This window comes from Paenibacillus sp. BK033 (assembly GCF_004345425.1).
Classification (GTDB): Bacteria; Bacillota; Bacilli; order Paenibacillales; family Paenibacillaceae; genus Pristimantibacillus.
The window spans coordinates 954,052-980,331 of record NZ_SLVP01000001.1 but is presented as its reverse complement, the minus strand read 5'-3'; the positions used below and the strand labels follow the sequence as shown (position 1 = coordinate 980,331).

Annotated in this window: 28 protein-coding genes; 2 read left to right on the top strand and 26 right to left on the bottom strand. The window is 51.1% G+C overall.

Annotated features, from left to right (window positions below; all coding sequences use genetic code 11):
- Positions 1-51: 51 nt before the first annotated feature.
- The 13 genes from EV294_RS04265 to EV294_RS04210 form a co-directional block, all read right to left on the bottom strand.
- Positions 52-1,476 (bottom strand): PDZ domain-containing protein, encoded by a 1,425-nt coding sequence (locus tag EV294_RS04265; protein ID WP_132304116.1) that lies wholly within the window; start codon positions 1,474-1,476, stop codon positions 52-54.
- 201 nt (positions 1,477-1,677) lie between these two features.
- Complete coding sequence (locus EV294_RS04260; RefSeq protein WP_127496923.1) at positions 1,678-1,980, bottom strand: iron-sulfur cluster assembly accessory protein; 303 nt, start codon at positions 1,978-1,980, stop codon at positions 1,678-1,680.
- Positions 1,981-2,041: 61 nt separating this feature from the next.
- Positions 2,042-2,278, bottom strand: coding sequence for a hypothetical protein (locus EV294_RS04255; RefSeq protein WP_132304114.1), 237 nt, complete (start codon positions 2,276-2,278; stop codon positions 2,042-2,044).
- Positions 2,279-2,353: 75 nt separating this feature from the next.
- Positions 2,354-3,250 (bottom strand): M14 family metallopeptidase, encoded by an 897-nt coding sequence (locus EV294_RS04250; RefSeq protein WP_132304112.1) that lies wholly within the window; start codon positions 3,248-3,250, stop codon positions 2,354-2,356.
- Positions 3,251-3,363: 113 nt separating this feature from the next.
- A complete protein-coding gene (locus tag EV294_RS04245; protein ID WP_132304110.1) occupies positions 3,364-4,596 on the bottom strand; it encodes an MFS transporter in 1,233 nt (410 codons plus the stop codon).
- A 147-nt stretch (positions 4,597-4,743) separates the two neighbouring features.
- Positions 4,744-5,223: a MarR family transcriptional regulator gene (locus EV294_RS04240; protein ID WP_132304108.1), complete on the bottom strand. Its 480-nt coding sequence runs from the start codon at positions 5,221-5,223 to the stop codon at positions 4,744-4,746.
- A 115-nt stretch (positions 5,224-5,338) separates the two neighbouring features.
- Positions 5,339-6,148, bottom strand: coding sequence for a glutamate racemase (racE, locus tag EV294_RS04235; protein WP_132304106.1), 810 nt, complete (start codon positions 6,146-6,148; stop codon positions 5,339-5,341).
- 180 nt (positions 6,149-6,328) lie between these two features.
- Positions 6,329-6,736: a YtxH domain-containing protein gene (locus tag EV294_RS04230; protein WP_132304104.1), complete on the bottom strand. Its 408-nt coding sequence runs from the start codon at positions 6,734-6,736 to the stop codon at positions 6,329-6,331.
- 27 nt (positions 6,737-6,763) lie between these two features.
- Positions 6,764-7,225, bottom strand: coding sequence for a DUF948 domain-containing protein (locus EV294_RS04225; protein WP_165930572.1), 462 nt, complete (start codon positions 7,223-7,225; stop codon positions 6,764-6,766).
- Positions 7,226-7,337: 112 nt separating this feature from the next.
- Positions 7,338-8,018 (bottom strand): helix-turn-helix transcriptional regulator, encoded by a 681-nt coding sequence (locus tag EV294_RS04220; protein ID WP_132304100.1) that lies wholly within the window; start codon positions 8,016-8,018, stop codon positions 7,338-7,340.
- Positions 8,019-8,067: 49 nt separating this feature from the next.
- Positions 8,068-8,514, bottom strand: coding sequence for a DUF86 domain-containing protein (locus tag EV294_RS04215; RefSeq protein WP_132304098.1), 447 nt, complete (start codon positions 8,512-8,514; stop codon positions 8,068-8,070).
- A 4-nt stretch (positions 8,515-8,518) separates the two neighbouring features.
- Entirely contained in the window at positions 8,519-8,641 is a 123-nt protein-coding gene (locus EV294_RS30880) for a hypothetical protein (protein ID WP_015843681.1), read from the bottom strand.
- A gap of 25 nt (positions 8,642-8,666) precedes the next feature.
- A complete protein-coding gene (locus tag EV294_RS04210) occupies positions 8,667-8,954 on the bottom strand; it encodes a Dabb family protein (RefSeq protein WP_127496932.1) in 288 nt (95 codons plus the stop codon).
- Positions 8,955-9,063: 109 nt separating this feature from the next.
- Here EV294_RS04210 and EV294_RS04205 point away from each other — a divergent pair, with 109 nt between their 5' ends.
- Positions 9,064-9,321 (top strand): hypothetical protein, encoded by a 258-nt coding sequence (locus EV294_RS04205; RefSeq protein WP_132304096.1) that lies wholly within the window; start codon positions 9,064-9,066, stop codon positions 9,319-9,321.
- A 46-nt stretch (positions 9,322-9,367) separates the two neighbouring features.
- On the opposite strand, the gene EV294_RS04200 is transcribed toward EV294_RS04205, so the two are convergent.
- The 9 genes from EV294_RS04200 to EV294_RS04160 form a co-directional block, all read right to left on the bottom strand.
- Complete coding sequence (locus EV294_RS04200) at positions 9,368-9,757, bottom strand: cupredoxin domain-containing protein (RefSeq protein ID WP_015843678.1); 390 nt, start codon at positions 9,755-9,757, stop codon at positions 9,368-9,370.
- A 144-nt stretch (positions 9,758-9,901) separates the two neighbouring features.
- Positions 9,902-10,297, bottom strand: a complete 396-nt coding sequence (locus EV294_RS04195; protein WP_132304094.1) for a YhjD family protein — start codon at positions 10,295-10,297, stop codon at positions 9,902-9,904.
- Positions 10,298-10,371: 74 nt separating this feature from the next.
- Positions 10,372-10,767, bottom strand: a complete 396-nt coding sequence (locus EV294_RS04190) for a phage holin family protein (protein ID WP_243711582.1) — start codon at positions 10,765-10,767, stop codon at positions 10,372-10,374.
- A 92-nt stretch (positions 10,768-10,859) separates the two neighbouring features.
- Positions 10,860-12,470 (bottom strand): extracellular solute-binding protein, encoded by a 1,611-nt coding sequence (locus tag EV294_RS04185; RefSeq protein ID WP_132304092.1) that lies wholly within the window; start codon positions 12,468-12,470, stop codon positions 10,860-10,862.
- 10 nt (positions 12,471-12,480) lie between these two features.
- Positions 12,481-14,844, bottom strand: coding sequence for a helix-turn-helix domain-containing protein (locus tag EV294_RS04180; RefSeq protein ID WP_132304090.1), 2,364 nt, complete (start codon positions 14,842-14,844; stop codon positions 12,481-12,483).
- A 210-nt stretch (positions 14,845-15,054) separates the two neighbouring features.
- Entirely contained in the window at positions 15,055-16,185 is a 1,131-nt protein-coding gene (locus EV294_RS04175; protein WP_132304088.1) for a glycoside hydrolase family 88 protein, read from the bottom strand.
- A gap of 42 nt (positions 16,186-16,227) precedes the next feature.
- Positions 16,228-17,109 carry a carbohydrate ABC transporter permease gene (locus EV294_RS04170; protein ID WP_132304086.1) on the bottom strand — a complete coding sequence of 294 codons (882 nt, stop codon included), beginning with the start codon at positions 17,107-17,109 and terminating at the stop codon, positions 16,228-16,230.
- 11 nt (positions 17,110-17,120) lie between these two features.
- Entirely contained in the window at positions 17,121-17,975 is an 855-nt protein-coding gene (locus EV294_RS04165) for an ABC transporter permease (protein WP_243711581.1), read from the bottom strand.
- Positions 17,976-18,091: 116 nt separating this feature from the next.
- Positions 18,092-19,735, bottom strand: a complete 1,644-nt coding sequence (locus EV294_RS04160; protein WP_132304082.1) for an extracellular solute-binding protein — start codon at positions 19,733-19,735, stop codon at positions 18,092-18,094.
- Between the two features lie 353 nt (positions 19,736-20,088).
- On the opposite strand from EV294_RS04160, the gene EV294_RS04155 reads away from it, so the two are divergent.
- Complete coding sequence (locus EV294_RS04155) at positions 20,089-20,538, top strand: hypothetical protein (protein ID WP_132304080.1); 450 nt, start codon at positions 20,089-20,091, stop codon at positions 20,536-20,538.
- A gap of 103 nt (positions 20,539-20,641) precedes the next feature.
- On the opposite strand, the gene EV294_RS04150 is transcribed toward EV294_RS04155, so the two are convergent.
- The 4 genes from EV294_RS04150 to EV294_RS04135 form a co-directional block, all read right to left on the bottom strand.
- Positions 20,642-21,874, bottom strand: coding sequence for an ABC transporter substrate-binding protein (locus EV294_RS04150; RefSeq protein WP_132304078.1), 1,233 nt, complete (start codon positions 21,872-21,874; stop codon positions 20,642-20,644).
- 81 nt (positions 21,875-21,955) lie between these two features.
- Positions 21,956-23,560, bottom strand: coding sequence for a response regulator (locus tag EV294_RS04145; protein WP_132304076.1), 1,605 nt, complete (start codon positions 23,558-23,560; stop codon positions 21,956-21,958).
- A 15-nt stretch (positions 23,561-23,575) separates the two neighbouring features.
- Complete coding sequence (locus EV294_RS04140) at positions 23,576-25,402, bottom strand: sensor histidine kinase (RefSeq protein WP_132304074.1); 1,827 nt, start codon at positions 25,400-25,402, stop codon at positions 23,576-23,578.
- 58 nt (positions 25,403-25,460) lie between these two features.
- A complete protein-coding gene (locus EV294_RS04135; RefSeq protein ID WP_132304072.1) occupies positions 25,461-26,273 on the bottom strand; it encodes a carbohydrate ABC transporter permease in 813 nt (270 codons plus the stop codon).
- Positions 26,274-26,280: the final 7 nt, after the last annotated feature.

The window sequence follows — 26,280 nt, the reverse complement described above, 5'->3', positions numbered from 1 at the left end:
AAAGGGCTGTTCCCTCGGGTCAATGGAGACCATGTGGGGACAGCCCTTTCCTTATTCCTTCGCGTGTGCCTTCAGCCAATCCAGCACCTCGTCAATGGTTCTCACCGGCACGATGTTAAGCCCCGGCGCCGCCTCCTTCGCTTCATCCAGCGATGCCGCCGGCACGAAGAACACATCGGCATCGGTGCGGCTGACGGCGTAAGCCTTCTGCGGGATGCCGCCAACAAGGCCTATCGAGCCGTCCGGCTCAATGGTGCCAGTACCGGCTACACGCACGCCATGCGTGACTCCGCCCGGCGTCAGCTGATCCAACAGCGCGAGCGTCAGCATCGCGCCATGCGAAGGTCCGCCGATATGCGCAATGTAGTGGTGGTACGCAATCTGGCGCGGGATATCCGCATGCCAATCATTTTCCGCTCCGATGCCAAATACGGCACGCTTCGGCAAGTCTCCCGACGCCTCGCCTTCACTCGTCGGCACCTGAACCTCGAGCGTTTCTTTGCCGCGCCGGAGCGTTACTTCAACCTGGTCGCCAGGCTTGACCTGGTTCACCATATAATCCGTCAGCTCGGCCATATTGCTGATTGGTTTGCCGTTTAACGCGATAATGACATCGCCGGCCTTAATCAAGGATTTAGCCGGGGCGTTGTCCGCAACGGCAAGCACGCGGGCTCCGGTTAGCTCAATTCCCTTGCCTATCCCCGCCTTGCCCATTGCGATAGCCCCCGCTACGTCATCGGCCCCTTGCTTCATCTGCACTACCTCGGTGTAAGATTCCGTTAACGGCGGTTCATTCCTGCTCCTCTTCTCGAAGCTGTACATCGGCAGCAGCTTGGCATACAGCCAATCCGCCGGCACGGCAATACGCTCAAAGACAAGCACGCCGCTGATGCTGCCTACCGGCTTGCCTCCGTCTACATGCGCGTAACGGTTCATGCCCATCGTCAGACCCGGATAAGTGACGTTATAGGACGTAGGAAATGCCAGCCCTGCAAACAGCGCAGCCGTCAGGACAAGTCCAGCCAGGCTCCGCCAAGGCCATCTCACACTCTCTCCCTTTCCCGCAAGCCTTCGGTATACGGCATCACTCCAGATCAGGTCAACGAACAGCAGAATCAGGCCAATTGCGAGCACGCCAAGCCCGATAAGGAGATCATCCGGTTTTACGAGCAGAAATGCTGCTCCCGCCGCGCTTACCGCAAGAAGCAGCATGCGGACGGTAAGCAGCAGCCTTCTTCTTTTTCTCCCGCCTAATCGGCCCTGCTCCGCCCGTAACCTTCTGATCCCGATCAGCGCACCGATGCCCCATAACAACGGGATAACGGCAAGCCCGTACAGCAGATCGTCGATCATATCGATCCAGAGCATGCCGGAGGAGGTCCGCAGCGGGGCCGGAAGCCAGATCAGCTCTGCGGCGAGGATAAACAGCATGACTGCAAGGATTCCGGCCAAATAATAACGAGCATGACGAACCATCTGTACGTACCTTCCCCTCAATTGAGAAAACCTCTATCGAGGCCTCTCGAAGATGAGCGACCGCGTTTATAGGTAGGTTTTATCGCCAAATTGAAATTCAGTTTTCAACTGTTATCCAAACTTTTAAATTCTATTGTGGTAATAAAAAGACTCAACATCTGATGTTGAGTCTTTCCAATCCATTCGTATCTATGCCGGCTCTTAGTGATCGCCGCTGTTGCCTTTGGACGGGTTCGTTACCGCAAAGCCTTCCTCCGGCACGTAGAAGTAATCAATACGCACGCCGTCGAGGAACTCGTTGTCCTTCTCGAGGATCACGTCGATCTCTTTATCCGTCGATACTACAACGTCCTTCTCGTTAGGCTCGTCAATCGCCATGCCGTAATGCGCATGGTCCCCATGCGAATGCGTTACGTATACGCGAAGCTTCTTGCCTTCGTTCTCGGGCTTGTCCAATTCCAGTTTCAGTACTTTTGCCGCGTTGCGCGTAATTTTGACATTCATTCTATTCCACTCCTAAAAAAGAATTTGATTTCGTAAACATCTGCCAACCGAATGGTTAACATTACCTGATCCTATTATACTTCTTCTCCATTCTCCGGGCAAACCATTCGGCGAGCAGCATCGTCACCGCAATATCGTCTATGGGGAGAAAAGGCAGCGCGTCGGGCAGCACCCAATAGAGAATAACCGGCACCAGAAATAATAATTTGTCGGTTATGGAAACCTCTCTCGAGATAATCAGCTTGTATATTCGGACAAATGTGCTCTTCCAATGCCGAAGCGATAACCATTTACGCATGAGGCACACCACCTTCATCAGCTTTTGCCGATCATTATAGCACAGGTGTGCCCCCGGAATCATCTTTGCGTCTCGTCAGCGGTGCAGCCGCAAAAATTCGGTCAGCAAGGGGCCGATCTTCGAATAGATGCCGTTAAATTCCCCGGGAGGCAGCGGATTCGCGCCGTAACCCGCTTCAACCGTAAAGCCCGGCCTGCGAAAACGTTGGATGAACCAGTCCTTGTACCCGGCATCGCTGCCCGTAAGCTTCACCGGCTTGTAGCCGCTTGCCTCGCCCAGACGTTCCGCAAGGCCTTCAGCGTGCTCCGGCTCGTATTCCCGGTAATTCCAGTAGATCTCCTCGCCTTGCGTATGCAAGGCAAGCACGGAGTCGAATTGCAGCGTTTGCGTCAGACGGGCAAGTGCCTGGGCTTCAGGCTCGCTTAACGGATACAGCCCCGGAAAGTCCCGGGGACCCGGCCCCTCCGTTCCTCTGCGAAGCCGCTCCTCCTCCCAGTGGGCAGGAAACTGGTCATTCAGGTCCACTCCGCGTATATTCGCCTTCCATTGATCGAACTGCCCGGAGCCTTTATTCCACAGCAAGAGCTGCTGCCGGAACGGATTCGCCTCATCAATGCCATCGAGCGCTAGCTGAACGCCGTCGGGATTCACCATCGGAACGATCCACGCTTCCGTCTCCCGGTACAGCTCACAGGCCTGTTCCCCGAACAGAGCGCCGTTTTGCACGCATGCCTCCGCCCATTCTTCAACAAACCGCATGAGCAGCGGAGTCGTAATCCATTCATTCGCATGGAAGGAAGCATTCAAATGGACCCGGCGTGCGCCCTCCCCGCATTTGAGCGCTACTATGGGTCTGCCCAACACGCTATGCCCTATAACGTATCCCCGGACAAAAGGATAAGTGCGCATCAGTCTGTCGCAATCCGCTACCGTTTCCCGGTACCCGTATTGCCCGTTTACGAGCTCTTTCATGCCGCTACTCCCCCTTATTATCGAACATTGGCTGTAATCTTTTATCATGCTATTCATGCGGACGGGTGCACATGCCAACGCCGGGGCTTATCATCCAAGCAAAGCAAAGATCGTCATGCAGCCTGCGTACTCCGATATAGAACGGGTATTGCCGCTGCTATAAGAAGCATCCCCATAAACGCAGGCGCGGCGTGGCCAAACGTCACATAGATTTGACCTCCGGCGATCGGGCCGATCACTCTTGCCAAAGCCTGAATCGATTGGCTGCCCCCCTGGATCCTTCCCTGCTCGCTGGCATCGACGGACTTGGAGAGCATCCCGTTGAAGGAAGGGCCGTAGATCGAATCGCCAAAACCGAATATGAACATGCCGGCGATAAGCAGAGGATAATAGGAGAATAATGCCGATGCTGCAATAAAGCCGTACCCGATCATCTCCGAGACCATCCCGAGGACAGCGATCTGTTTATCATGAAGCTTCTTCAAAAGCCTCGGCATGATGAAACCTTGCGACAGGATATCCTGGATGCCCAAAATGGAAAACATGAGTCCTATTACGGCGGGCTTCCAGCTGAAGGTATCCATCGTGAATTGCGAAAAAACGGCCTGCAAGGATCCGCTCGGGATCCAGAGCAAGAAAGCGGAGACAAGCAGCCTCTTTAAGTTTTTCACGCTTAGCAGATTTGCAAGCTGCATAAAAGGATTCAATCTGACAAAGGAAATCCGTACCAATCGATGATGCTTGTTAAGACTCTCCGGCATAAACAGGTATCCATACGCCACGTTCAACAAAGTAATTCCGGCTCCGAAATACATCGGGGCGGAATAGCCAAGCTTGGCCATCAACCCGCCGAGCGTCGGGCCAATTACGGTACCGGCTCCTACAACCGCGCTCACCCATCCGAAATATTTGGTCCTCTGTTCCGAAGGAATAATGTCGGCAAAGTAGGCGAAGATCGTGCTGATGCTCCCGCCAGTTATTCCTTCTATGATACGCCCGGCAAAAAGCACCCATAAGGCACCGCCTAAGCCAAATACGAAGTATCCGATTGCGGAACCGAGCAGACATAGCAAGAGCAGCGGACGACGGCCGTATTTGTCGCTCAAAGCGCCCAGCACGGGGGCCGCAAAAAACACGCAGACGGCGTAAACGGAAGTTAGAAGCGTAACATAAATCGCTTGTTCGCCTGGCGTGCTGGCGTAAGGCTGTACTAAGAATGGAACGACCGGCGTTATCATACTAAACCCTAAACCGCAAAGAAAGACGGATACAAGTCCGAATAGCAGGGCGTGCTTGTCTACGGCTGCTTCTGGTTTAGATGCTTGATTCGATTTGTGTATGGTCACTTGAATTCTCCTTGGCATGCGTATTATTTCTTCCTTGGAAGCAAAAACATCGTAACGCGATTTTGCTTCCTTGTCAACAAAAATTCGGCAATAAAAAAGCAGCCCGTTCTCGAAAGAACCGGACTGCCTGCGTTTGATGCTTCTTCTTTATTCATTTTCCGACTTCATATCCAACCCTTGTTTCTTTATTTCCGCATCCAAATGCCTGCTGTATTTTTCGACGAATCTAAGAACGCCATCGAACTGTTCGTCCGTAACCAACTCGAATACGGCTTTATCCCGCTCTTGAAATTCTTTATGAAGATCATAGTGGATTTTGTCAATGGCTTTTCCTTGCTCCGTAAGCCGGAAATAGATTTCCTTCTTGTTTTCCGGCTTCTGATAGCTCTCGATCAATCCCTTGCTCATGAGCTTCTTCGTCATTTTGCTTATGGCGCCGCTTGTCATATAAAAGGATTCCGCAAGCTTGGTCACGTTGGAATCCGGGTTTCTTCCAATATATTCGATGCAATGCACTTCAGAAGACTTGTAACCTTTAAGACTGACTTCCATCTTCGTTTTATTAAGCCAAGCCAGCTTGTTGTATAATTCTCTGAAACCCATTATGACCTGATCTTCCTTATTCATGGCTTGTCCTCCTATCCGTCGGTGCCTTCTCTATTAGATTATGTATGATTGCAATGGTTAAAGGCTGCCCTTATCGCTTTCGCCCGGGAACGCGAATCAGGACAGCCGTTATTTGTTATCCGATCTGAGGCACCTGCCATACGACAGGCGTCAGCTCAATTTGCTCCCCAAGCCACTGCTGGGCAATCGATTTGAACATTTGCGGCTCCCCGCTGCAGAAAAATTGATGCACCGGCAGCTCCTCTTCCTGGGCCAACATCCTTTTATCATGCAGGATAAGGCTTACTTCGCGCGCAGTCTCGTCGGCGGAATTGATCAGGTGAATGTCGGGACCAACAACCTCCTGAATGACATCGGCGAGAAACGGATAGTGGGTACAGCCCAGAATCAAGCTGTCCATCGGGAACTTGCGCAGGTGGCCGATCGAACTGCGGATGGTTTCATAGGTTTGCAGAGAGCGGAAATTCCCTTTCTCTACAAGCGGAACAAAAAGAGGGCACGCTTCGCTAATGACACGCACATCAGGAGAGATTTCAAGCAAAGCATGCTCGTAAGCGCCGCTATTTATCGTACCTTCCGTGCCGATTACTCCGATACAGCCTGTAATCGTCCGGCCAAGCGCCGCTCTTGCTCCCGGCTTAATGACGCCAACTACGGGAATATCCACGATTGCGCGTATTTCCTCCAAAGCAAATGCGGTTGCGGTATTGCAAGCAATAACAATCATTTTAGGACGAAAATGAACCAAATAATCAACGATTTCACGCGTAAAACGAGTCACAACCTTCGGGTCGCGCGGACCGTAAGGAGCTCTGGCGGTATCGCCAAAATAAACGATTTTTTCACGCGGCAGCTGGCGCATGACCTCTCTGGCAACGGTAAGGCCGCCTACGCCTGAGTCTAGTATCGCAATCGGTTGCTGCACAAACACACCGCTTTCTTGAACTTAAGATGTAAATGAGACCTTAAAGCTTCAATACTATATGAAACGAGGCACGAAAATGTACCTCCATCATCTTATCTCAATTCCATATAAGGTTCAAGGAAATCACAGGGATGCCAGAGGTGATTGCAGCAACCGATTCCGGTACGTCTTAAGGTTTAATTAGTTGATGGTTTGAAGCTCTTTTGCGTCTTCGAAAACCTCTTCCGCCGCTTCTTCAAAAGAATCCGTTACTTCATCGGCAGCTTCATCGGCAACTTCATGTGCAGCTCCCGCCAGCTCGGCCCGGCGTTCTCTCACGCTCGATACGGCCGCTCCGGCTGCTGCTTTTGCCGTATCCGCCAGCTCAGTCGCCTGATTGCCGATTTGCTTCGCGATTCTAACCGTTGTATCGGATACTTGACCAGCCGCTCTAACCGTCTGCTCCTGTACTCTTCTTGCGCCTTCCGAAATGTCATGACGCAGCTCCTTGCCCGCTTTGGGCGCGAACAATAATGCCGTCACCGAACCAATGATGCCTCCCGCGATTGCGCCCAGCAGAAACCCTTTTGTTTGTTTACTTGATGCCATAAAAAAATCGCTCCCTTCAAATTAGAACTATTCACCCTGCCCGTTGTTGGAGGGTTCATAACGTTTACGGTTAGTCTGCCATTGCTGCCAGAAAGCCATACCAAGCTCCATCCATTCCAGCACGGAGCTCGCCTGCCGCTCTGCCGCCGCACTTTCCGCATGCTTGACTGCGGATTGCGAAATCACGCTGGACACGCGATGAATCGCCGTTGTCGTATGCCCGATCGTATCCCCGATCTGTCCCGCCGCTTCAAAAAGCCGGTTCGCCTGCTGCAGTTGAAGATGCGCGGTGCTCAGCGTTTGCTGGGCCGTATCGGCAAATACTCCCACTTTGGCGGAAGTCTGCCGGATATCCGCCTGCATCGCTTCCGCCTGAAGCTGCAGCTGCGACAGTCTCACTAACGCAGTACGGACGCCGATCAAGAGGCCCGCAGCAAGAATTACAAACGTGATGGCAGCAATCAGCGCACTCCATTCCATAACCGTCATGACCATTCCCTCCTTTTGCTTAAGCGGGCGAATGCCCATTTCGTATTGCCATTATAAGCAGCATGGGCTTGACCTGACACAAGAAAAGCAAATAAAAAAGGCTAACGGTCCGTTAAGAACCGTTAGCCTGATGTTCAACTCCAATGGTATAGCTGCATCTTCCCCCGCCTTTGGCAAGGCATTCCGTCCGCTCCACCTTCGTCTGGAGCAAGGACTCGAACAAGGAAAGCTCGCAGCTGCAAGCCTGCTCGTATTTGCCCGCAACTTGCGCAATCGGACAGTTATATTCATGGAGAACGAATTGACCGTTATCCTTGTCTTCTACCTTAGCCATGTAGCCGCCGGCATTTTGAATTGCTTCCAGCTCCGTTACTTTCTGCGCAAGGTTTTTGCCGGTCATCCTTGGCTCATACCGGTCAAGCAGCTTCTGCTGGCGTCCCTCGAACATCCGGGTAATAAGCCCTGCTGTCTCGGGGTTCTCCGCCAGCTCCTCAAGCAGATCAAGCGCAAGGACATTATAATTTTTCGGAAACCGGTCATCGGAAAGCCGCGTCAGCTCGTAAGCGTGAACCGGCCGCCCCATCCCCTGCTTGACGGAGACGATGCTGATGCTGCCTTCACGCTCAAGCGCGTACATATGCCGCCTTACTGCCATTTCGGTTATTCCAAGCTCTCCGGATAGCTGTCCCGCACTCAAACGACCGTTTGTCTTCAGCAAGAACAAGATCCGGCCCCGCGTTGTTCCTTCCACGCTGCGGGATTCCGCTTCCATCGCGCGCTGCTTCTCCAGCATCAACCCATCACCACCTTTGCAGGCATTGTTAGGGTCATTGTAACGTATTTCAATCTTTTCGTAAATCGGATTCGCCTGGCAGCTCGCGTTCCAAATACTGCTGAACAGACCGACCGAACAAACGAAGCTGCTCCGGAATCTCTCTCGTCAGGGGATGCAGCTCGGCTCTTGGCCAGCTGTAATAATCCTGGACAAGCGGCTTGCGAAGCTTGACCAGCTCGATCAGCAGCGGCTGCATCGCCTCCGGGAAAGCACCCGCTTCCCCGGAAATCTCTACAATATCCTCGTAGCTGCTTGCGTCCCTTAAAATAAATCCGTCAATCAGGTAACTGCCTACATCGGTGACGGTCTCAATCGCAAGGTGCAAAGCACGCTCCTGGGCCAAGCCTTCGAGCAGCGTTCCTTGCCAGCTTGATGCCAATGCTTCTAGAGCCGATGCGATATCCGGAATAGCCTTTAATCTGACTGCAATTTGTTCTTGATTCACATAATACATGCTTTTATTCGCCCGCTTTCAGCCTTGCTTTCTTCTTTTTCCCTTTTTTCTTCAACCATGCCACCATCACAACGCTGCTGATGAGGATCACGATCAAATAAGTCATAATCTCAAAGACGTCTCCCATGAACGGTTCGCGCTCCCCTGTCCCGTTAGCTTACGAAGTCAACGGCGACAACAGCTTCGCGAACTTCGTTAATATGCTCGATAACCTTTTTATGTACGGGATGAACCTGGTACGCTTCAAGAGCCTCCATCGATTCGAATCTCGTGATAAGAGCGATGTCGTACGAGCGTGCCGAATGAATAACGTCAAGCCCAACCTCGATCGATTTCAGCTCGTCTATTTTGCCTTCCATATCCCGCAATACCTGAGCCGTGCGTTCCACGTTTTCGCTGCTTCCGTCCTTCAGCTTGAACAATACGATATGCGTAATCATAAATGGTCATGCTCCCTTCAACTTGTCGAATGACAAATATCCTTTTGTCACATAATAACCCAAGCAGTCGCATCACGGCAACATTAGCCTGAGAAAGGATCGGTACGTTATGCGCTATCCCGTTATGTTTGTGGCTACCTTCATAGGTCTTGCCCTATGCGTTTATAATTCAACCGGCTACGACCCGCATAATTTCGTGTTTTTTATGTTTAGCCCTCCGGCATGGATCGCGGACATGTTCGTTGACATCCATAAGGTAAACGTTCTTCTTATGTACGTACTCACCGTCGCGACATGGGCCCTTCTCGGGTATATTGCCGACAGACTGATTGAACGCGGCAGAAGCCGCGACCGCGATACAGCGTGAATACAAATCGAAAGAGGAGCCCTCGGGCTCCTCTTCCTTATGATCATTATGCCGCGTCTACAATAAGCTTCGCTTTCATATCCGCATGACCTGCGCCGCATGGGACGGAGCAATGCATCACGTATTCGCCTGGCTTGTCGAACTCCAGGTTGGTCTCGAGATTGTCGCCTTCGAGATCTACGTTCAGATCTTCGATCTTCAAACCATGGATACCGCTTTTATTCTGCAGCTTCAGGATAACTTTGTCGCCAACCTTCACATGGTATTCCTCTTGACCGTAAGTAAAGTCGCTGTTCGCTTCAACTTTAACGAGTACCGTACCTTCAGGAAGTGAAGCAGATTCGTCTACCGGTTTGGCTGGGAGGCCGAATGTCAGCAAGTATACCCCGAGAAGAGATGCCGCTGATAATAGTACGAACATGATCCATTTGTGCATTGCTACGTGCTCCCCTTTGCGATCTTATTGTCTTAGTGTTTAATTCTTATATTACATAAGATCGTCCGAAGTTCTCAACATTAAACTGCAGATTCAGGAAAAGTTTTTTCCCGAATATGACAAAACAATGAACTTTTTGTGACTTTAACTTTTAAAGTATTGCTTGATCGCCTGCTCCGATTCCGCCTTCAAATAGCTCCATGGCAGATAGCAGCGCTTTGTGCTGCCTTGGCATATGTAGACCGTCTCCATGCCATCCTTCAGCCTGCGTTCCTCCATCAGCTTGATGCCCGCCTTCCTGAACCGCAGGCGCAGCGCGGCCTGCTCCAGCAATACCCGATCCTGTATGCCGCGGAGCAGCGATTCATACAGCCTCGGAAGCTTTATAGCCCCCGTACCCATTACCCTTATATCATGATCCAATACGAGCATCACGATTCCAAGCAGGATATAGCGCTGCACAAGCGTTGTTTCGTCCTCTGCCGAATAGCCCGGAGCTTCGCGCTCGCGCACCTGCTCATCAGCATACCGGATAGCCATTTGCTATCGCCCCCTATAAATCGAACATTTGTTCCCATTATAGCGAAAACCGCTTGTACAACGCAACCCTAATGTTACTTGCCTTTATCCTTCAGCACTTCAATGATTTTGCGGATTCGGTCGGGAAGAGGAAGACCAATCCGGCCATAGTTCTCTATAATTGAAATGATTTCATTTGCTATATAGAAATAGATGGCTGCCCCCATGGTGACATTATCCAGCTCAAGCAAAATATCGATGCGATGCGCAAGAAGAATGACGAGGAGCATCATGCCTTTGCGCGCCAGCCCCCAGGCTCCGAAGAAGCTGTTCAACCCTCTCCCTTCTTTAATTGATGCGGTTATGCCTGATACGTAATCAATGCCCATCGCCACTACCAATAGAGTTAATGATTCCATCCATCCGCCGAATGCAAACGTAATCACAGAGCCGATAATCCCGCTAACCGAGCAAACCATGACTAACTGCAACACTCGCCACCCCTTTCTGCAAGTAATCTATCTATCTTATGCAGCAATAATAGGGGGTGACTGTTCAAATGTTATACATTCTATCAAATGGGCTAATTGGCGTTGTAGCGGTCAAGCGCCGCCTTCTGGATGGCAATCGCCCGGTCGATATTCAGCGCTTTTAACTGGGCAACATCATCCTCGAACGAATCGAGAGGATCAATTCCCAGAATAATGCGCAGGGACATTTCGTCCACGAGCGTCGTCGCATCCTGCATAATAGCCGAGAATTCAGCGCTTTCCCTCTCGGTCTTCTGTATCGGCGGCAGCATGTATTTCCCGGCATCGGTATCCGACCATATATTCACGGCTTCCTTCTGCTCGGGCAGCATGTAATACTGCTCCATGTACTCCACGTCCTGGACAAACGGGCCAAAATAACTCGCCCTGCTGTACATCGCGATCGCCTGTGAGGGAGCAAGCTTATCCGGATTATGAAGAATCAGATCCGTGTAGATCGGCTTACCGTTCCGCATCGTATAACTGATGCCTTCAATCCCGAAGTTAAAGAGCAGATGCCCTTCTTCTCCATAGCCGTAATCCAGCATCCTGACCGCCTCTTCCGCATGGCTGCTTTTCGTCGAGATCGCCACTCCGCCGCTGCTCATGTAAGGATTCACCCTTTGGCCGAACATCGGCCGATCCCCTTGATGAAGGACCGGATAAGGCGCAGCCACAAATTCGGCCTTCGGGTCCTTCTCCTTAAGCAGCGGCAGCCACGTCCCGATGCCGGACCCGGCATTCCAGATGCTCGCGCCGCTTCTGCCGTTCAGCATGCTGGAATCGATCGTCCTTGTGTCAACCGTGGCAATGTTGCGGTCTATAAGCCCTTCGGCGTACCAGTCGCGGAACAAAGCAAGGAACTGCTTGTATCCCGGCTCGATTGGGCCGAATTTGACCTGCCCATCCTTCAGATAGAACCCTTTCTTCACGCCAAACGCCCCGACAAAGGCGCCGTTCTCCACGCCAAAGAGCGGACTAGGCGTGCTGAGAAACGTGAGCGGCGCCTGCACGCCTTTCTTTTCCTTGAATGCCTTCAGCACCGTATGCCAGTCGTCAATCGTCACCGGAACGGACAAGCCCAGCTCGTCCAGCCAATCCTTGCGGATAATGGGGCCTTGGTAAGTCTGCAGGCGGGCATCTCCCTGAATAAACGGGAACACGTAATAGCTGCCGTCGGCCGTCTTGATCTGCTTGTCAATGTCCGGATGCTCGCTTAAATACCGCTTCAGATTCGGAGCGTATTGATCGATCAGATCGTTCAGCCTCAGGATATAACCATCTTTAATGGCTTTTTCCGGCCCGCCCGGAAAGGTTGCCCATTCGTATTCGATCATGTCCGGAAGCTCTCCCGATGCCAGCATGACATTCAAAGCCTGCTTCGCCTGATTGGCGGGGGGCTGAATAAATTTCAATTTCACTCCCGTACGCTTCTGCCATTCCTGGAAAAAAGGAATGTCCTGAAACCGCGGCTTTACGCTGGCCGCGTTGCCGTTTAATTCCGCCCAATACGTCAAGGTATCGCCTACGGCCGTAGATTGCTTTTCCTCCATCTCGCGGGCGGCGGCATGTTGTCCGTTATTGCCCGTCTGCTTGCAGCCGGCCAGACAGCTAAGCGATATGGCGGTGATCAGGAGGATGGGAATGATGCGATAGTTCTTCATTATGAGCCCCCTAATTCATTTCCTTGTATTTGCCTGGTGTTATGCCTTCGTACTTCTTGAATACCCGGATAAACGTTGCGGCATCGTTATAACCAACCGCGCGCGATACTTCATTGACGGATTCCTGAAGCTCCGTCATCCGCCGCTTGGCTTGTACAATCCGGTATTTGTGCAGATAGTCCAGCAGCCCTTCGCCCGTCTGCGTCTTGAACAGCTTGGACAAATAGCTGCCCTTCAAATCGAAATGCTCGCCTATCGTATTTACGTTCATATTGGTATCGCCGTAATTCTCTTCAATGTAACCGGCCACGCGGGCCGACAAATCGCGGATGGATTCGGCACGCTCATGCGTCATGTTGGATTCTAGCCTTGCCGAGGCGAAAGCGCATACATCCCTTAACAAAGCATGAAGCTCCTGCCGCATCTCCTGAACCGTGTCGCAAGCCATAATGCTGTTCATCCAATTCGGATTATCGTTCAAGACGCTGCCCTTGCCGTCGCCAAGCTCGTTAATGGCCTTTACCATCGTGCCAACCAGGTTAAACATAAAGCATTTGGCGAGCGTCAAATTCATCATCGGCTGCTGGAAGTTGCGGTCCGTGATCTCGTTCATAAAAGCGGAAGCCTGTTCGAAATCGCCAATCTTGATCAGATTAATCAATTGCTGCTCGGCCTGAAGCGGGTAATAATATCCGAACTGCACGGCATCGGACGGCTTAGTCCGGATATCGTCATAGGCGATAATGCCTTTTTTGCCGAGCACCATTTTGTATTCCATCGCATCCACCGCTTCGCTATAAGCGGCTGCAATGCCCGGTAAAGTGCCGTGCTTGCCGCTGATCGCCACCGTAAGATCCATATCGTAACGCTTCAGGAAGCGCTGCGCCTCCGTCGCGATCTCGTGCAAATCCTGCTTATAGCTCTCTTCCTCCCCGCTTCCGCAGGACAAATTCACGAGGCAGACCATCATGTCGTCCATTTCCGCCACGTAGCCCGCATGATGGTAACGTCCGGCAAGCTCCTCCACGACATTGCTGATAATGAATTGGAGAAATCTTCTCCGTTCATTGTCGTCAATGCCCGGCAGCTTCTCGTAAAGGCTTTCATCATTCTCGACGACAAATAAAATAACGGCGTAATCATCGGAGATTTGCTCCATCCGGTACGTTCTGAAGGCTTCCTCGTAAGGTATCGGCGAATCCAGCCTTCCTTTCAGCAGCCTGCTCAGCATATTCGACCGCAGCACGTTGTGGTGCATCTGGAGCTGCATGACGATTTTATCCTTCTCGCTTCGCGTCCGGCTGACCGCCCGCTGAATGAAATTCAGCTCGTTCCATTCCGTGTGCTCTTCGTCGGTATTCTTGTCCGTTAACGACTCTACAAGCTTCTGAATCGGCGAATAGTTGCGGCGCATGAAGAACCAGGTCAACACGCCCGCTCCCATTACGCTTATCAGTACGCTCACCAGCGTCAGCTTCCGGACATATTCGGCCTTCTGCCAATAGATGCTGCTCGGGATCACCAGCGCATATTTCAGATCCGATACGGACGACTGCAGGTAAAAGATTTCCGATTCACGCGATTTCATCGAAGTCGGCATCTCTTTCCCGCCGCTCCGCACCTTCTGCAGAATGACCTCTTCGCCCTGCTTCTTCGGCAGATTGGACAGCAGCACCTCATTATTCCGGTTCAGAATTAGAACATAGCCCCCGCTGAAGCCGGAGATGCTTTTTATGGCATTCTGGAATCTGGCCAAATCCGACATGACCACTACCGTGCCGGCTTGCCTGCCGTTCAAATCTTTTGGCAGATGAGTAATATAAGCAATGGATGACTGCGTGGCTCCCGCATCCATAAGCGGCAGCAGCGTAAACTGATTATGCTCCGAGGCCTCGACAGCCGAGAGCCAATCCTCGTAGCTCATGTGGCCGGTGTCGTGCAGAGTAGCAAACGCCGTCTTCATATCGCGGACATTGCCGGAGCGCAATACCGCATGCTCCCGCTCCCAGGTGACGTAAAATTCGTCGATCGAAGCGTAAGAGGTCTGATAGGTCTGAAATTCCTTCACGAGCTGATAAGCGTCGAACTGCGCATCGGCTTCCGTCCTGCTCGAATACATCAAGGTCTGAAGCCTCGCATTCCAGGTCAGCTCCATGGTGAGACGCTTCATCTGATCCACCTGATTATCGATGGTATAGCCAACCTGCTTGAGCAGCGAATCGTTGGCACGGTGAATCTCGCTTCGGAGCGCCGCGCTCGACTGCGAATATACAATTAAGCTAATTAGAATCGGCACGAATAATACCGCGCAATAGGAAATCAGCCAGGTTACGATGATGCTCTTCCGTTTCTGCCATATGGACCGAATATTCAAACCAAGATCTCCTCGCCTGTATATGAATGTTAGGATAGCTCATGTTGTTTGCCAGCTTTAGAACCCTATTATACGCATACAAGCGGCGGCAGAGGAAGTTGCAATATGTGCAAAACGATTGACGATAGCTCTACTGAAGCTCGAAAACAGCACAAATAGCCCGTCGGAATGATCCAATCGGGCTATTTGTGCTGTTAAGCGTAATCGGTATTAGAACATGCGCTGCTTCCAGCCGTTCAGCTTCGCGATCGCCTCAACGAAGAAATAATCTCCGTAAATGAGAGACACGTCGACATTTTGACCGGCTGGTTTGTGACCCGTGCCATGCTTCAAGATGGCTTCATGCGAAGGCTCATCCCAGGTCCCGTAATCGGAATAGAGCGATCCCAGAATCCGCTCCGCCGCTTCGCGGTACACGCGGCCTTCTTTCTCGGTCAGCAGAGCCGCCAGCTCGATCAGGCCGGAAGCCGCAATCGCTCCCGCCGACGTATCGCGCGGCTCCTCCTCCATCTGCTCCGACGCGCGGAAATCCCAATGCGGAACATGATCCTCCGGCAAATTCGCGATAAAATAATGCGCAACGCGCTGAGCCGCGCGCAAATATTCGATATTTCCGGTATAACGGTACGTATTCGCCATTCCGTACAAGGCCCAGGAAGCGCCGCGGCTCCAGCCGGAATTCGGCGCTGCTCCCTGCCCGCCGCGCACCTGGTCGAATTCGCCCGTCTCCGGATCGAAGCAGACGATATGGTTCACCGAGCCGTCCTCCCGGATGAAGTATTTCAATACCGTATCCGCATGCGCGCTTGCGATATGGGCAAACCGCGGATCATCGCTCTCGGCCGATGCCCAGTACAGGAGCGACAGATTCATGCAAGTATCGATAATCGACCAGCCATGCATGTCGCCGTTCCAGGCGCGGATGAACCGGCCGTTCAGATTAAAGCGGCCCGCCATGAAGTTCGCGGCGAACAAGCCGCGGCGCTGCGCGTCTTTATCTCCGGTAATCCGGTATTTGGCAACCGCTGTCGGCAGGAAGTGGAAGCCTACGTCATGGTCGAACGAGTTCGGCCGGAGCATGTGCTCCGCCAAACGCTCATCCCATGACCATGCCGCTGTCTTATAAGTTTCATTGCCGGTCACTTCGTTCATCAGCCACAGAATACCCGGCCAGAAGCCCGAGGTCCACCAATCGATTCTTTGATCATCGTAAATGCCGTCCGCCTTGGCCACATGAGGGGATTTATCCCCGATTTGAACGATCATGCGTTCAACCTTATCTTCAAGCTGCTTCCAAATGCGCGTAACATCCAATTTGCTTTGTATCGAGCTTGCTTGCATATTCCCTGCCTCCCGGATTATTCTCTATAACTATGGAATAAATCAGCCTTTAACCGAGCCTACCATAACGCCTTTGACGAAAAAGCGCTGCACAAACGGATACACGCATAGTATCGGAACCGTAGCGACCATAATGGTCGCGTATTTAATCGTTTCGCCGATCTGGAACCGGTCTCCTGCCGAAGCGCCGGACGCCATGCTGTCCGTCGAATTCGCAATCAGAATCTCGCGCAGCACCAGCTGCAGCGGGAACAGCTCGCGGCTGCGGATAAAAATCGATGCGTAGAACCAGCCGTTCCATTTGTCTACGGCGTAGTACAGAATCATAACCGCGATAACCGGCATCGAGAGCGGAATGATAATCCGGAACAAAATCGTAAAGTGGTTGGCTCCGTCGATTTTGGCCGATTCCTCCAGCGCCTCCGGAATGCCTTTGAACGCGGTGCGCATAATGATCAGGTTAAACGTGCTGATCGCAAACGGAATAATCGTTGCCCACAACGTGTTCAAGAGGCCTACGCCTTTAACAACGAGGTAAAGCGGAATCAGACCGCCGCTGAAAAACATCGTTAACAGAATCATGCCCATGAACAAATTGTTCCACATGACTTCCCGGCGGGATAAGACATACGCCCCCAGCGCGGTCATAATCAGATTGAGAACCGTACCGCATACCAGAATAAACAGCGTATTTTTGTAACCGGTCGTAATGCCCGGATTTTTGAACACGCTCGTATACGCATCCAGGCTTAATCCGAGCGGATGCCATAAGATGCCTTTATTGGCTACAAGCTGCCCCGCGTCGCTGAAGGAAGCGAACAATACGTACAGCAGCGGGTATAACGTGGACACGATGAGGAGGATCAAGACGGCGTATACAACGACATCGAACACTCTCTCGGATAAAGTCGCCTTCATTTGCATGGATTCTCACCTCACCATAAACTGCTTTTATTCATCTTGCGGCTGATATAATTGGCGGTCACGAGCAAGGCAAGGTTAACGACGGAGTTGAACAATCCGACTGCCGAGCTGTAGCTCCATCCAAATTCCAATAAACCTTTCCGGTAGACGAAGGACGAGATGACATCCGCCGTATTGTAGGTAACCGGGTTGTACAACAGAATGATTTTCTCGAAGCCAACGTTCAGCATATTGCCCATCCGCAGGATGAACATGATCGTAATCGTCGGCAGGATGCCCGGAAGCGTAATGAAGAAAATCTGCTTTATCCGGCTTGCGCCGTCTATTCTTGCCGCTTCATACTGCTCCTGGTCGATACTCATCAGCGCCGCGATATAAATAATCGATTCCCAGCCGATCCGCTGCCAGATCTCCGACAAAATGTAAATCGGACGGAACAGCTCCGGCTTCTGCAGCATCGCTTGGCCGTCATAGCCAAACAGCATAAACAATCTATTGATAATGCCGTCAGCGTTCGTAAAGTCCGTAATGATCCCGCAAATGACTACGAGGGAGATGAAGTAAGGCATATACGTAATCGTTTGGGCTACCCGTTTGAATGTCCTGCTCTGAACCTCGTTAATGAGCAGCGCTAATATAATAGGTGCGGGGAACTCGAAGATTAACGAATACAAGCTGATGACAAGCGTATTCTTAAGGATCCGTGTAAAGTAATAGCTGCCGAAGAAATCATGGAAATGCTTGAGGCCAACCCAGTCGCTGTGCAGGACGCCCTTCATCGGAGAGTATTCCTTGAAGGCGATTAACGCCCCGTACATGGGAATATAGTGAAAAATAAGGTAATACGCGATGACGGGAAGCATCATCAGATAGAGCAGTTTATTTAGCTTAAAATCGCGTATAAAGCGGTTTTTCCCCACATGCCTCACTCCTTATTGAGGGAGAAGGAGAAGACCTTGGCCCTCTCCTCTCTTGCTGTCTATTAACGGCTGTTGTAACGGTCAAGCGCCGCTTGCTGAATTTCGATCGCGCGGTCCAGATTGAGCGATTTCATTTTATCCACGTACTTGCCGAACGCATCAACCGGCTCTGTGCCCAGAATGATCTTCAGAGACATTTCGTCGATCAGCGTGTTAATGTCGTTCATGATTGCCGCATACTCGGAAGCTTCTTCCGGCGACGGCGTGATCGGCGGCAGCTGGTATTTCGCCGCGTCCGTTTTTTGCCATGTGGTTACCGCATCGCGCTGCGACTGTAGAGCAAAGAACTGCTCGGCATAACGTTTGTCCTGAACAAACGGACCGTTGTAGCTGCCCCGCGCATACAGCGAGATCGCTTGCGCGGGAGCCAGCTTGTCCGGATTCTTCATCAGAAGATCGGTGTAAGTCGGATAGCCGTCCTTCATGTTGTAGCTGACGCCTTCCGTGCCGAAGTTGAAGAACAAGCCGCCTTCCTCGCTGTAGCCGTAGTCGAGCATTTTGACCGCCAGCTCGGGGTCCTTCGCTTGCGTCGTAATCGCTACCGTTCCTTCGGATGCGTAAGCGGTGTTATGCTGGCCGAATTTCGGCGTGTCGCCTTTCTTCAGGACCGGATAAGGAGCGCCGACCAGAACGGCTTTCGGATCCTTTGCTTCAACAAGCGGCTGCCATTTGCCGATACCGCCGCCGGCATTGCCGATCGATGCGCCCGTAGCGCCGGATGCAATATTGCCGTCAACCGACTTGGTGTCAGCCGTTGCGACGTTCTTGTCGATCAGGCCTTTCGAATACCAGTCGCGGAACAGCTCCAGGTATTGCTTATAGCCCTCTTGCTCCGGACCGAACACGACCTTGCCGTCTTCCTGGTAGAAGCCGCGGGTTACGCCAAACGCGCCCATAAAGGCACCGTTGCCGCCGTCGTTAAAGAAGCGTGGCTTGCTGTTGAACGTAAGCGGTGCCGCCGCGCCTTTCTTTTCTTTAAATGCGGTAAGCGCCGCGGTCCAATCGTCGATCGTTTCCGGTACCGGCAAGCCAAGCTCGTCCAGCCAGTCCTTGCGGATAATCGGACCCTGGAAGACGCGCAGGTATTCGTCGCCGCGGATGAACGGGAACGCGTAGTAGCTGCCGCTGTCGGTCTTCACCATTTTGTCGACATCCGGATTTTCCTGCAGATACTTCTTCAGGTTAGGCGCGTATTTATCGATCAGATCGTTCAGCTTCACGATATAGCCGTCCTGGATCGCTTTCTCGGGGCCGCCCGGGAAGTCTCCGATGAAGTTGTACTCGACCATATCCGGCAGCTTGCCGGATGCGAGCATGACGTTAAACGCTTCCTTTACCTGCCCGGTTGGCGGCTCCGTAAACTCCAGCGGTACGCCGGTTTTCTTCTGCCATTCCTGGAAGAACGGAATATCCTTGTGCGATTCCTTCACGCCGATCAGCTGACCGTTAATTTCGCCCCAATACGAGAGCGTCTTATCCGTCTTGATCGGATACGTTGTTGCTTCTGCCGGCTGTTCCGAAGAACTGCCGCCGCCGTTGCCTGCGTTTGCGTTGCTCTCGCTGTTCTTATCATTATTGGAAGAACATGCGGCGAGCATTGTTCCCAGCAATGCGATGCTGAGCGAACCTGCTACCCATTTTTTCATGACCCTACCTCCGTTTAATTGTGTAGTGAAAATGGCTACATTCACAGAGTAAAGGAGAGAGGTTCGAGTCGATATGGGCAAAACGCGCAATGGAATAGTGATTTGAGAAGGGGGAATTGACGAAACGGGAAATGGGATTGATGGGCTGCACGCAGAGGGAGTGATGATTTGAACAATGCAATGGGGAAAATCGAGAATTTGGTGGAACAGGCGGTAGAGACTTTACTTCCTTAGGGCATGGATTCTATGAATCTATTAAATAGGTGATTTCACTCCTTCATTCGCACAGGTGAATCTATGAAAACGCAAATACAATATATGAATTACAGTTTGAAGGAGTGGTTAGTTTGAAAATGAAAAGATTTAAAAAAACAACGGCAAAGAGAGTGACCAAAAGCAGCAAAATGAATTCGCAATTAGTTGCGTTGCTGCAGAAAGAGGCGAATATTAAAAGCAGCTCCACCGCATTGAGCACGGGCGTCATTAACAAAAGCACAGCCGTCACTATTGCCCATACCGAAATATTGAATCGCCGAAATTCAGCCATTACGGTAAGGGTCATCGTCATTAACTGGGATTCCGGCTCACCTGTCGTACTGAGTACTACGAACCGTACAATTCCGGCCAACAGGTTTAGCAGCTTTTCGACCAATGTCGGCGGTATCCAATTTCATTACGAGGTTGTCGTTGTAACCTCAAGAACTACAAATGTCATTATCAACAACTTCGGCACGAACGCCGCTTTTGTACCGCAAGAGGGCAGTACGGTATTAAATAATGACTTAGTTAGAATCCGTTTATAACAGCAAAGTCCGAAAGGAATGAAAAAAGCCTCGCATCAACCATAATGGCTGACGCGAGAGCTACATAAAACGAGCCTATCGTGTTCCCGATTAACGAATCCCTTCAACTGGCCAACAGTTCGTTTAACTTTTGCTCCAGCTCAACAAGGCCTTTCGCGGGATCCTGACGATTGGCAATGATATTCTGAAGCTCCTCCGACAGAACAGTGTAGAGGGCAGAATATTTGTCCGTGTTTGGCGCCAGCTTCACATGCTGCGCCGCTTCCAGGAACAGCTTGCGGTACGGAAGATTCTGATAGCGGGAGTCGTTTTGGACCGTACTGTTTGCAGGCACATGCCCCGCTTCCCCCCAAGTCAAGCTGCCCACCTCCGAGAAGTAGCGGATGAATGCCATCGCGGCAAGCTGCTTCTCCTTTGTGGCATAGTTTGGAATAATCAAGGTATGCGAACTGCCCCATTGCTGATTCCCGCCGAACAAGGACGGCAGCTCCATAATGCCGCTCCGAAACGACGAATCCTTGAGATGATGCCCGGCTTCCCATATTCCTCCCATCCAGAATACGGCCCGGCCGTTATGGAAGGTATCCCACGGGGTTTTATCGTTAAGATCGCTCAGGCCGCTGGCGAAGAGCTGTTGGTAGAACCGGAGCACCTCAAGCGCCTTGTCGTTATTAATCGCCGCATGCTTCGAATCGGGAGTGAGCAGCTCGCCCCCGGCTTCGTAATACATATCAAGAAACGGCTCCTGGAAAAAAGGCGTATTCACCGCAAGCGGCTGTACGCCGGGCAGACGGTTCTGAAACATAGCAAGGAAATCCATAAACTCCTGCGGCGATAGGCGGCGGAGCTTGGAGACAACCTCATCTTCGTTCATTCCGGCTTTTTCCAGCAAATCCTTGTTGTAATACAGCATGTGAAAATGCGTATCAATCGGAACCGCATATGTCTGACCGTAATACACGACGCTATTTCGGTTTGCCGCTTCGATATGACCGAAATCCAATCCGGCAAGCTGCGCCAGCCCGTCGAGCGGAATAATCTGCTTCGCCTTCACAAACGGCGATACCCGGTCCGCATGGGCAACGGCCACATCAGGGCCTTTCCCGAAAGACAAAGCCGTGCTTAGCCGGACGTAATATTCGTTGGACTCAAGTCGAAGCTGTCTGACGACGACTCCCTGCTGGGACTCGTTGAAATCCTTGATGATTTGACCAACGTAGTCCCCTTCCCCGCCGCCGAACGGATTCCAGAACAAGATTTCGACCGGAGCTTTAACCGTTTTGCGGACCGGAGCTTCAGCTTTATCCGAGCCGTCGCATCCTAATAGCAATCCCATGCATGCCACCATAACGAACAACCATGCAGAAAGCCTTTTCCCCACGCTTTCACCTTCCGCAGTCATAATTATCGCCCTGTTTCAGAGCGTATCTTTATTCTCTTTACTCTCTTTATTCTCTTTAACCAAACTTCTATATTCCGACGGAGTTGCTCCCGTAATCTTCTTGAATACCTTCGAGAAATATTTCGGGTCCTGAATACCAACCATCTGTCCCACGTCGGCTGCTTTCATTTCGCCGGCCAGCAATACCTTTGCTTTCTCTATCCGTACCCTCGTTACGTATTCCAGAAAGCTCTCCCCGACTTCCTTCTTGAACAGATTCGCGAAATAATTTTTGCTCAGATGAACGAAATGACTGATGGACTGCAGGGAGATTTCCTGCTGGTAATGCTGCTGGATATATTGCGTAGCCTTTATTATACTGTTCCGATCGCTGTTATAAATACGAATCATATGTTCCAGAAGCTCGGCGAAGGCTTGGAGGAACCATTCACGGCTTTGCTCAATGGTCTCCAGCTTCGATAGCTGGTCGAAATACTGCTTTTTCAGATGGACCACATGGTGCTGATCGCTCGATACATCCGGCCATACCGCCGTTAGAATCATAATCAATTCAAGAGAGATAAGCTGCACCAGATCCGGATCCTGCCGTCTGTTCAGCTGATCAAACAAGCTGCTTACATAATCGTGAAGCTCCTTGGACTGCAGTCCATACAGCAAAGTATGAATATGGGACTGGCTTACCTTGATTGGCGCGGCGTCCGCTTCCTTGGCTCCGGCAAGCTCCGAATGCGAGATCGCTTTCCCAATCCCGGCGAACATGCTTTGCTTGGCCGCCGCCAAAGCCTCGCCGTATGCCTTGCTTAGCCCGGTCCAATCGCTTACTCTTCCGCTTAACCCGATCGTGCATACAAGACCGTAAGCCTGCGACAGATGGAAGATGATCCGTTCTGCCAGCTGCTTTATCCCGTCCGATTCGGCAGCCTCATGATACGCAACCGGAAGCAGGACGTTAATTTCCCCTTGCTTATCCGCAAACACAACGAAGCTTCGATCGCTTCCGATATGCTCAAACGTTTCATGAATAACCTGCTGCTTCTCCAACAACCCGCAGTCTCCCGTGTGAATAAGAGTGTACAAAAGGTAGGCGGGCAGCTGCATACCTTTAAGCACCGCTTCTTCCGGGATAGACCCGGATTCTCCGTCTCCCGGCCGGCTTCCTTCAATCAGCCCCAGCAGCAGCTTTTCCTTGCGTGCCGGTTCCGCAATAGACGCTTTTGTATTCATTTCGGGATCCGGCTCGGCTGAATCCAATGAAGCTTTGACGTTCGTTAATGCTTTTTCAAAGTCCCTTGGCATCATGTCCGACTTGATCATATACTCCGAAACCCCGTATCGAATGGCTTTTTGGGCATATTGGAACTCTTCCAGATTGCTTAAAATAATCACCTTCATCATAAATCCGCTGTTTCGGACTTCCTCAATGAGCTGTATCCCGTCCATAACCGGCATCTTGATATCCGTAATCAAAATGTCGGGAGGATCCCGGCGAATCAGCTCCAGTGCCTCTTTTCCGTTGGCGGCTTCGCCCGTAACTTCCAATCCTATCTTCTCCCAATCGATCATAGAGCGGATACCGTAGCGTACGATAAACTCATCCTCGACAATCATCACCCGGTACATCAGCTATAACCTCTCCTATTCCAAATACGGAAGCTTGATCGTAATCGTCGTTCCCGCTTCCGGCTCGCTTGCAATATCAATGCCATACGCTTTCCCGCTTATGAGCTTAATTCGCTCATCCACATTCGCGAGCCCGATTCCGCCCGTCTTGCCTTCCTCCCCATGATCGCGAAGAAGGCTCCTCGCATAAGCGGGATCCATTCCTCTTCCGTTGTCGGCAATCTGAAAGCGTATCCCGCCGTCGGGGCTTCTGGTGCAAGAAATATGAATGTGGCCCTCCTGTTCCGAATCGGAAAAAGCATGCAGGATCGCATTTTCGACAATCGGCTGAAGAATCAGCTTAGGGGTCTGCAGATGACGGACATCGTCTTCTACATGGACCTCCGTTTTGATTTTATAATTAAACCGGAACTTCTGGATCCCCAGATAACACTGCACATGCTCGATCTCCTCTTCCACGCTGACCGTCTCTTTCCCTTTGCCGAGGCTAATCCGCAGCAGACGGGATAGCAGGCTGACCATCTCCGCGGCGTTATTCGCCTTCTGGATCAAGGCCGTCCATTTGATAATATCGAGAGTATTATACAGGAAATGAGGATTGATCTGCGCTTGCAAGGCTTTCAGTTCCGCCGTTCTTTTCTGATTTTGCTCCTCATACACCGTCTTCAGCAGCTCATCAATCCGGGCAACCATGTAATTGAAATTATTGCCCAATATATCAAACTCGTCGCTATGCTTCTTGACCCGGAACCGGACCGTCAGATCTCCGGACATGACCTGTCTCATCAGCCGGATCATCTTCAGAATCGGATTGCTGATCGAGTTGGCAAGAAAGATGGCCGTAATAATAGAAAAAACGATGCAGAGCAGCGCTATGATCCAAATCGTCCGCAGCAGGCGGTCGGAATCCTGATACAGAATCGATTCGGAGATGACGTTTACGACTATCCAGTCATTGGTATGAAGCTTCTTGTAATTAACAATCAGCTTCTTTCCTTGTTCCTTAATGGGGAAGCGGAACTCCTCCAGGCCGGAGTGGACAATTTGATTGTAGCCTTTTTCCCCGAGCACCTCTTTAACATTTTTCCCGATCATGTCATTATCGCCATAAGAAACGATCTGGCCTTGACCGTCAATAACGAAGCTTTGAATATCCCGGTTGTTGTTGGTTGAGCTTAAACCAAGCTCCTTCAGTACTTCGCCGCGAATATCCAATACGGCTATAATCCCTACCGGGCTGTCGTCCGAAGTCTTGTAAATCTGCTTGGAGAGCGAAAAAACATGGACGTTTTGCGTGTTCAAGCTGTCTACGTACGTGTTAAGCCGGGTCGGAAACCATCTGAAGTTGCTTCCGTCCTCAAGCGTTGCCAGGAAACCGCTTACCTCTTCCGGCGTGCGGTTCTTCCATCGGTATATCCCTTTTATATAATGATCCTTGGAAATAAACGATATGGATTGAATATCCTGATTAATCGCTATAATCGTGGACAGCTTTGTCGTCAGCGACAAGCTGTCGATATCGTAAGGCTTAGCCACGCTTGTCTTATCCAGATCCCGCAGCATCCGGATAATTTCACCGTTATTCACGACCTGCATCATCAGGTCTTTATAAATACCAAGACGGGTATCGATGTTATCCGCCGTCTGCTTGAGCAGCTGCTCCGAATACTCCGTTACCTTCTCGTTGATGGTCGATTTGGAGAGCGAATACGAGATCGTGCCCATCACCATTAACGGCGTCAGGGAAAATAGAAATAAGAGCAGCATCCATCTATAGCGTATGCTGCTCTTCCATATATTCATTGAGGGCAAAAACCTTGCCCAGCCGGATTGTTTTCTCATTGTACCTCGCTGCTCCTGCCGGACATGCCGTTTTTATTGGCAAGCGTCTACCCGATCATTAGCCCTTCACACCCGACATTGCCACACCTTGCACAATATGGCGCTGTAGAATCGCAAAGACCAAGATCGTTGGAATAGCCGCAATGCCGCTTGCCGTCATAATCATATTCAAAGACATATTATTATTCGATAAAAACGTAGGCAGTCCTGCCGACAATATCATATTTTCCTCCGAGGTAATCGTTAGATAAGGCCAGAGGAAATTGTTCCAGGATAAAATCAGAAAGAATATGCCAACGGAAACCATCGCCGATTTCGTCAGCGGCAGGCAGATGTTCCACCAAATCCGGAAGGTTCCGCTCCCGTCAATTTGAGCAGCTTCAATATAATCCTTCGGAACGCCGTCCATAAATTGCTTCAGAAGAAGAATGCCAATCGGATTCGTAAGGCCGGGAAGAATAATAGCCCACTTATTGTCAATCAGATTCAGATGCAGCGTCGTTTCGTATAATGGAATCAGTATCGCTTCTGTCGGAATAAGAAGTCCCGAGGTTATTAGAACAAATAAAAAGCCTTTGCTCTTAAACGGCATTTTGGAGAAAGAGTAAGCTGCCAGAGAGCTGAGCAGTATGGATAGCAGCGTTGTCATGACGCCGATCACCGTGCTGTTCCAGGTCCATCTGAGAATCTCGGAGCCGGTTATCACCTTCTTGTAATTGCTAAACGTCAAATCAGCGAAATGAACCCAGTCGGACATGGCATAAACGTTCGTTCCGTCCGGCTTCAAGGAGACAAGCAGCATCCAGATGAGCGGGAACACGAAAAGAAACGCCAGTACCGTTGCAATGATGTTAAGAGCCCACTTGTTCATGTTAATC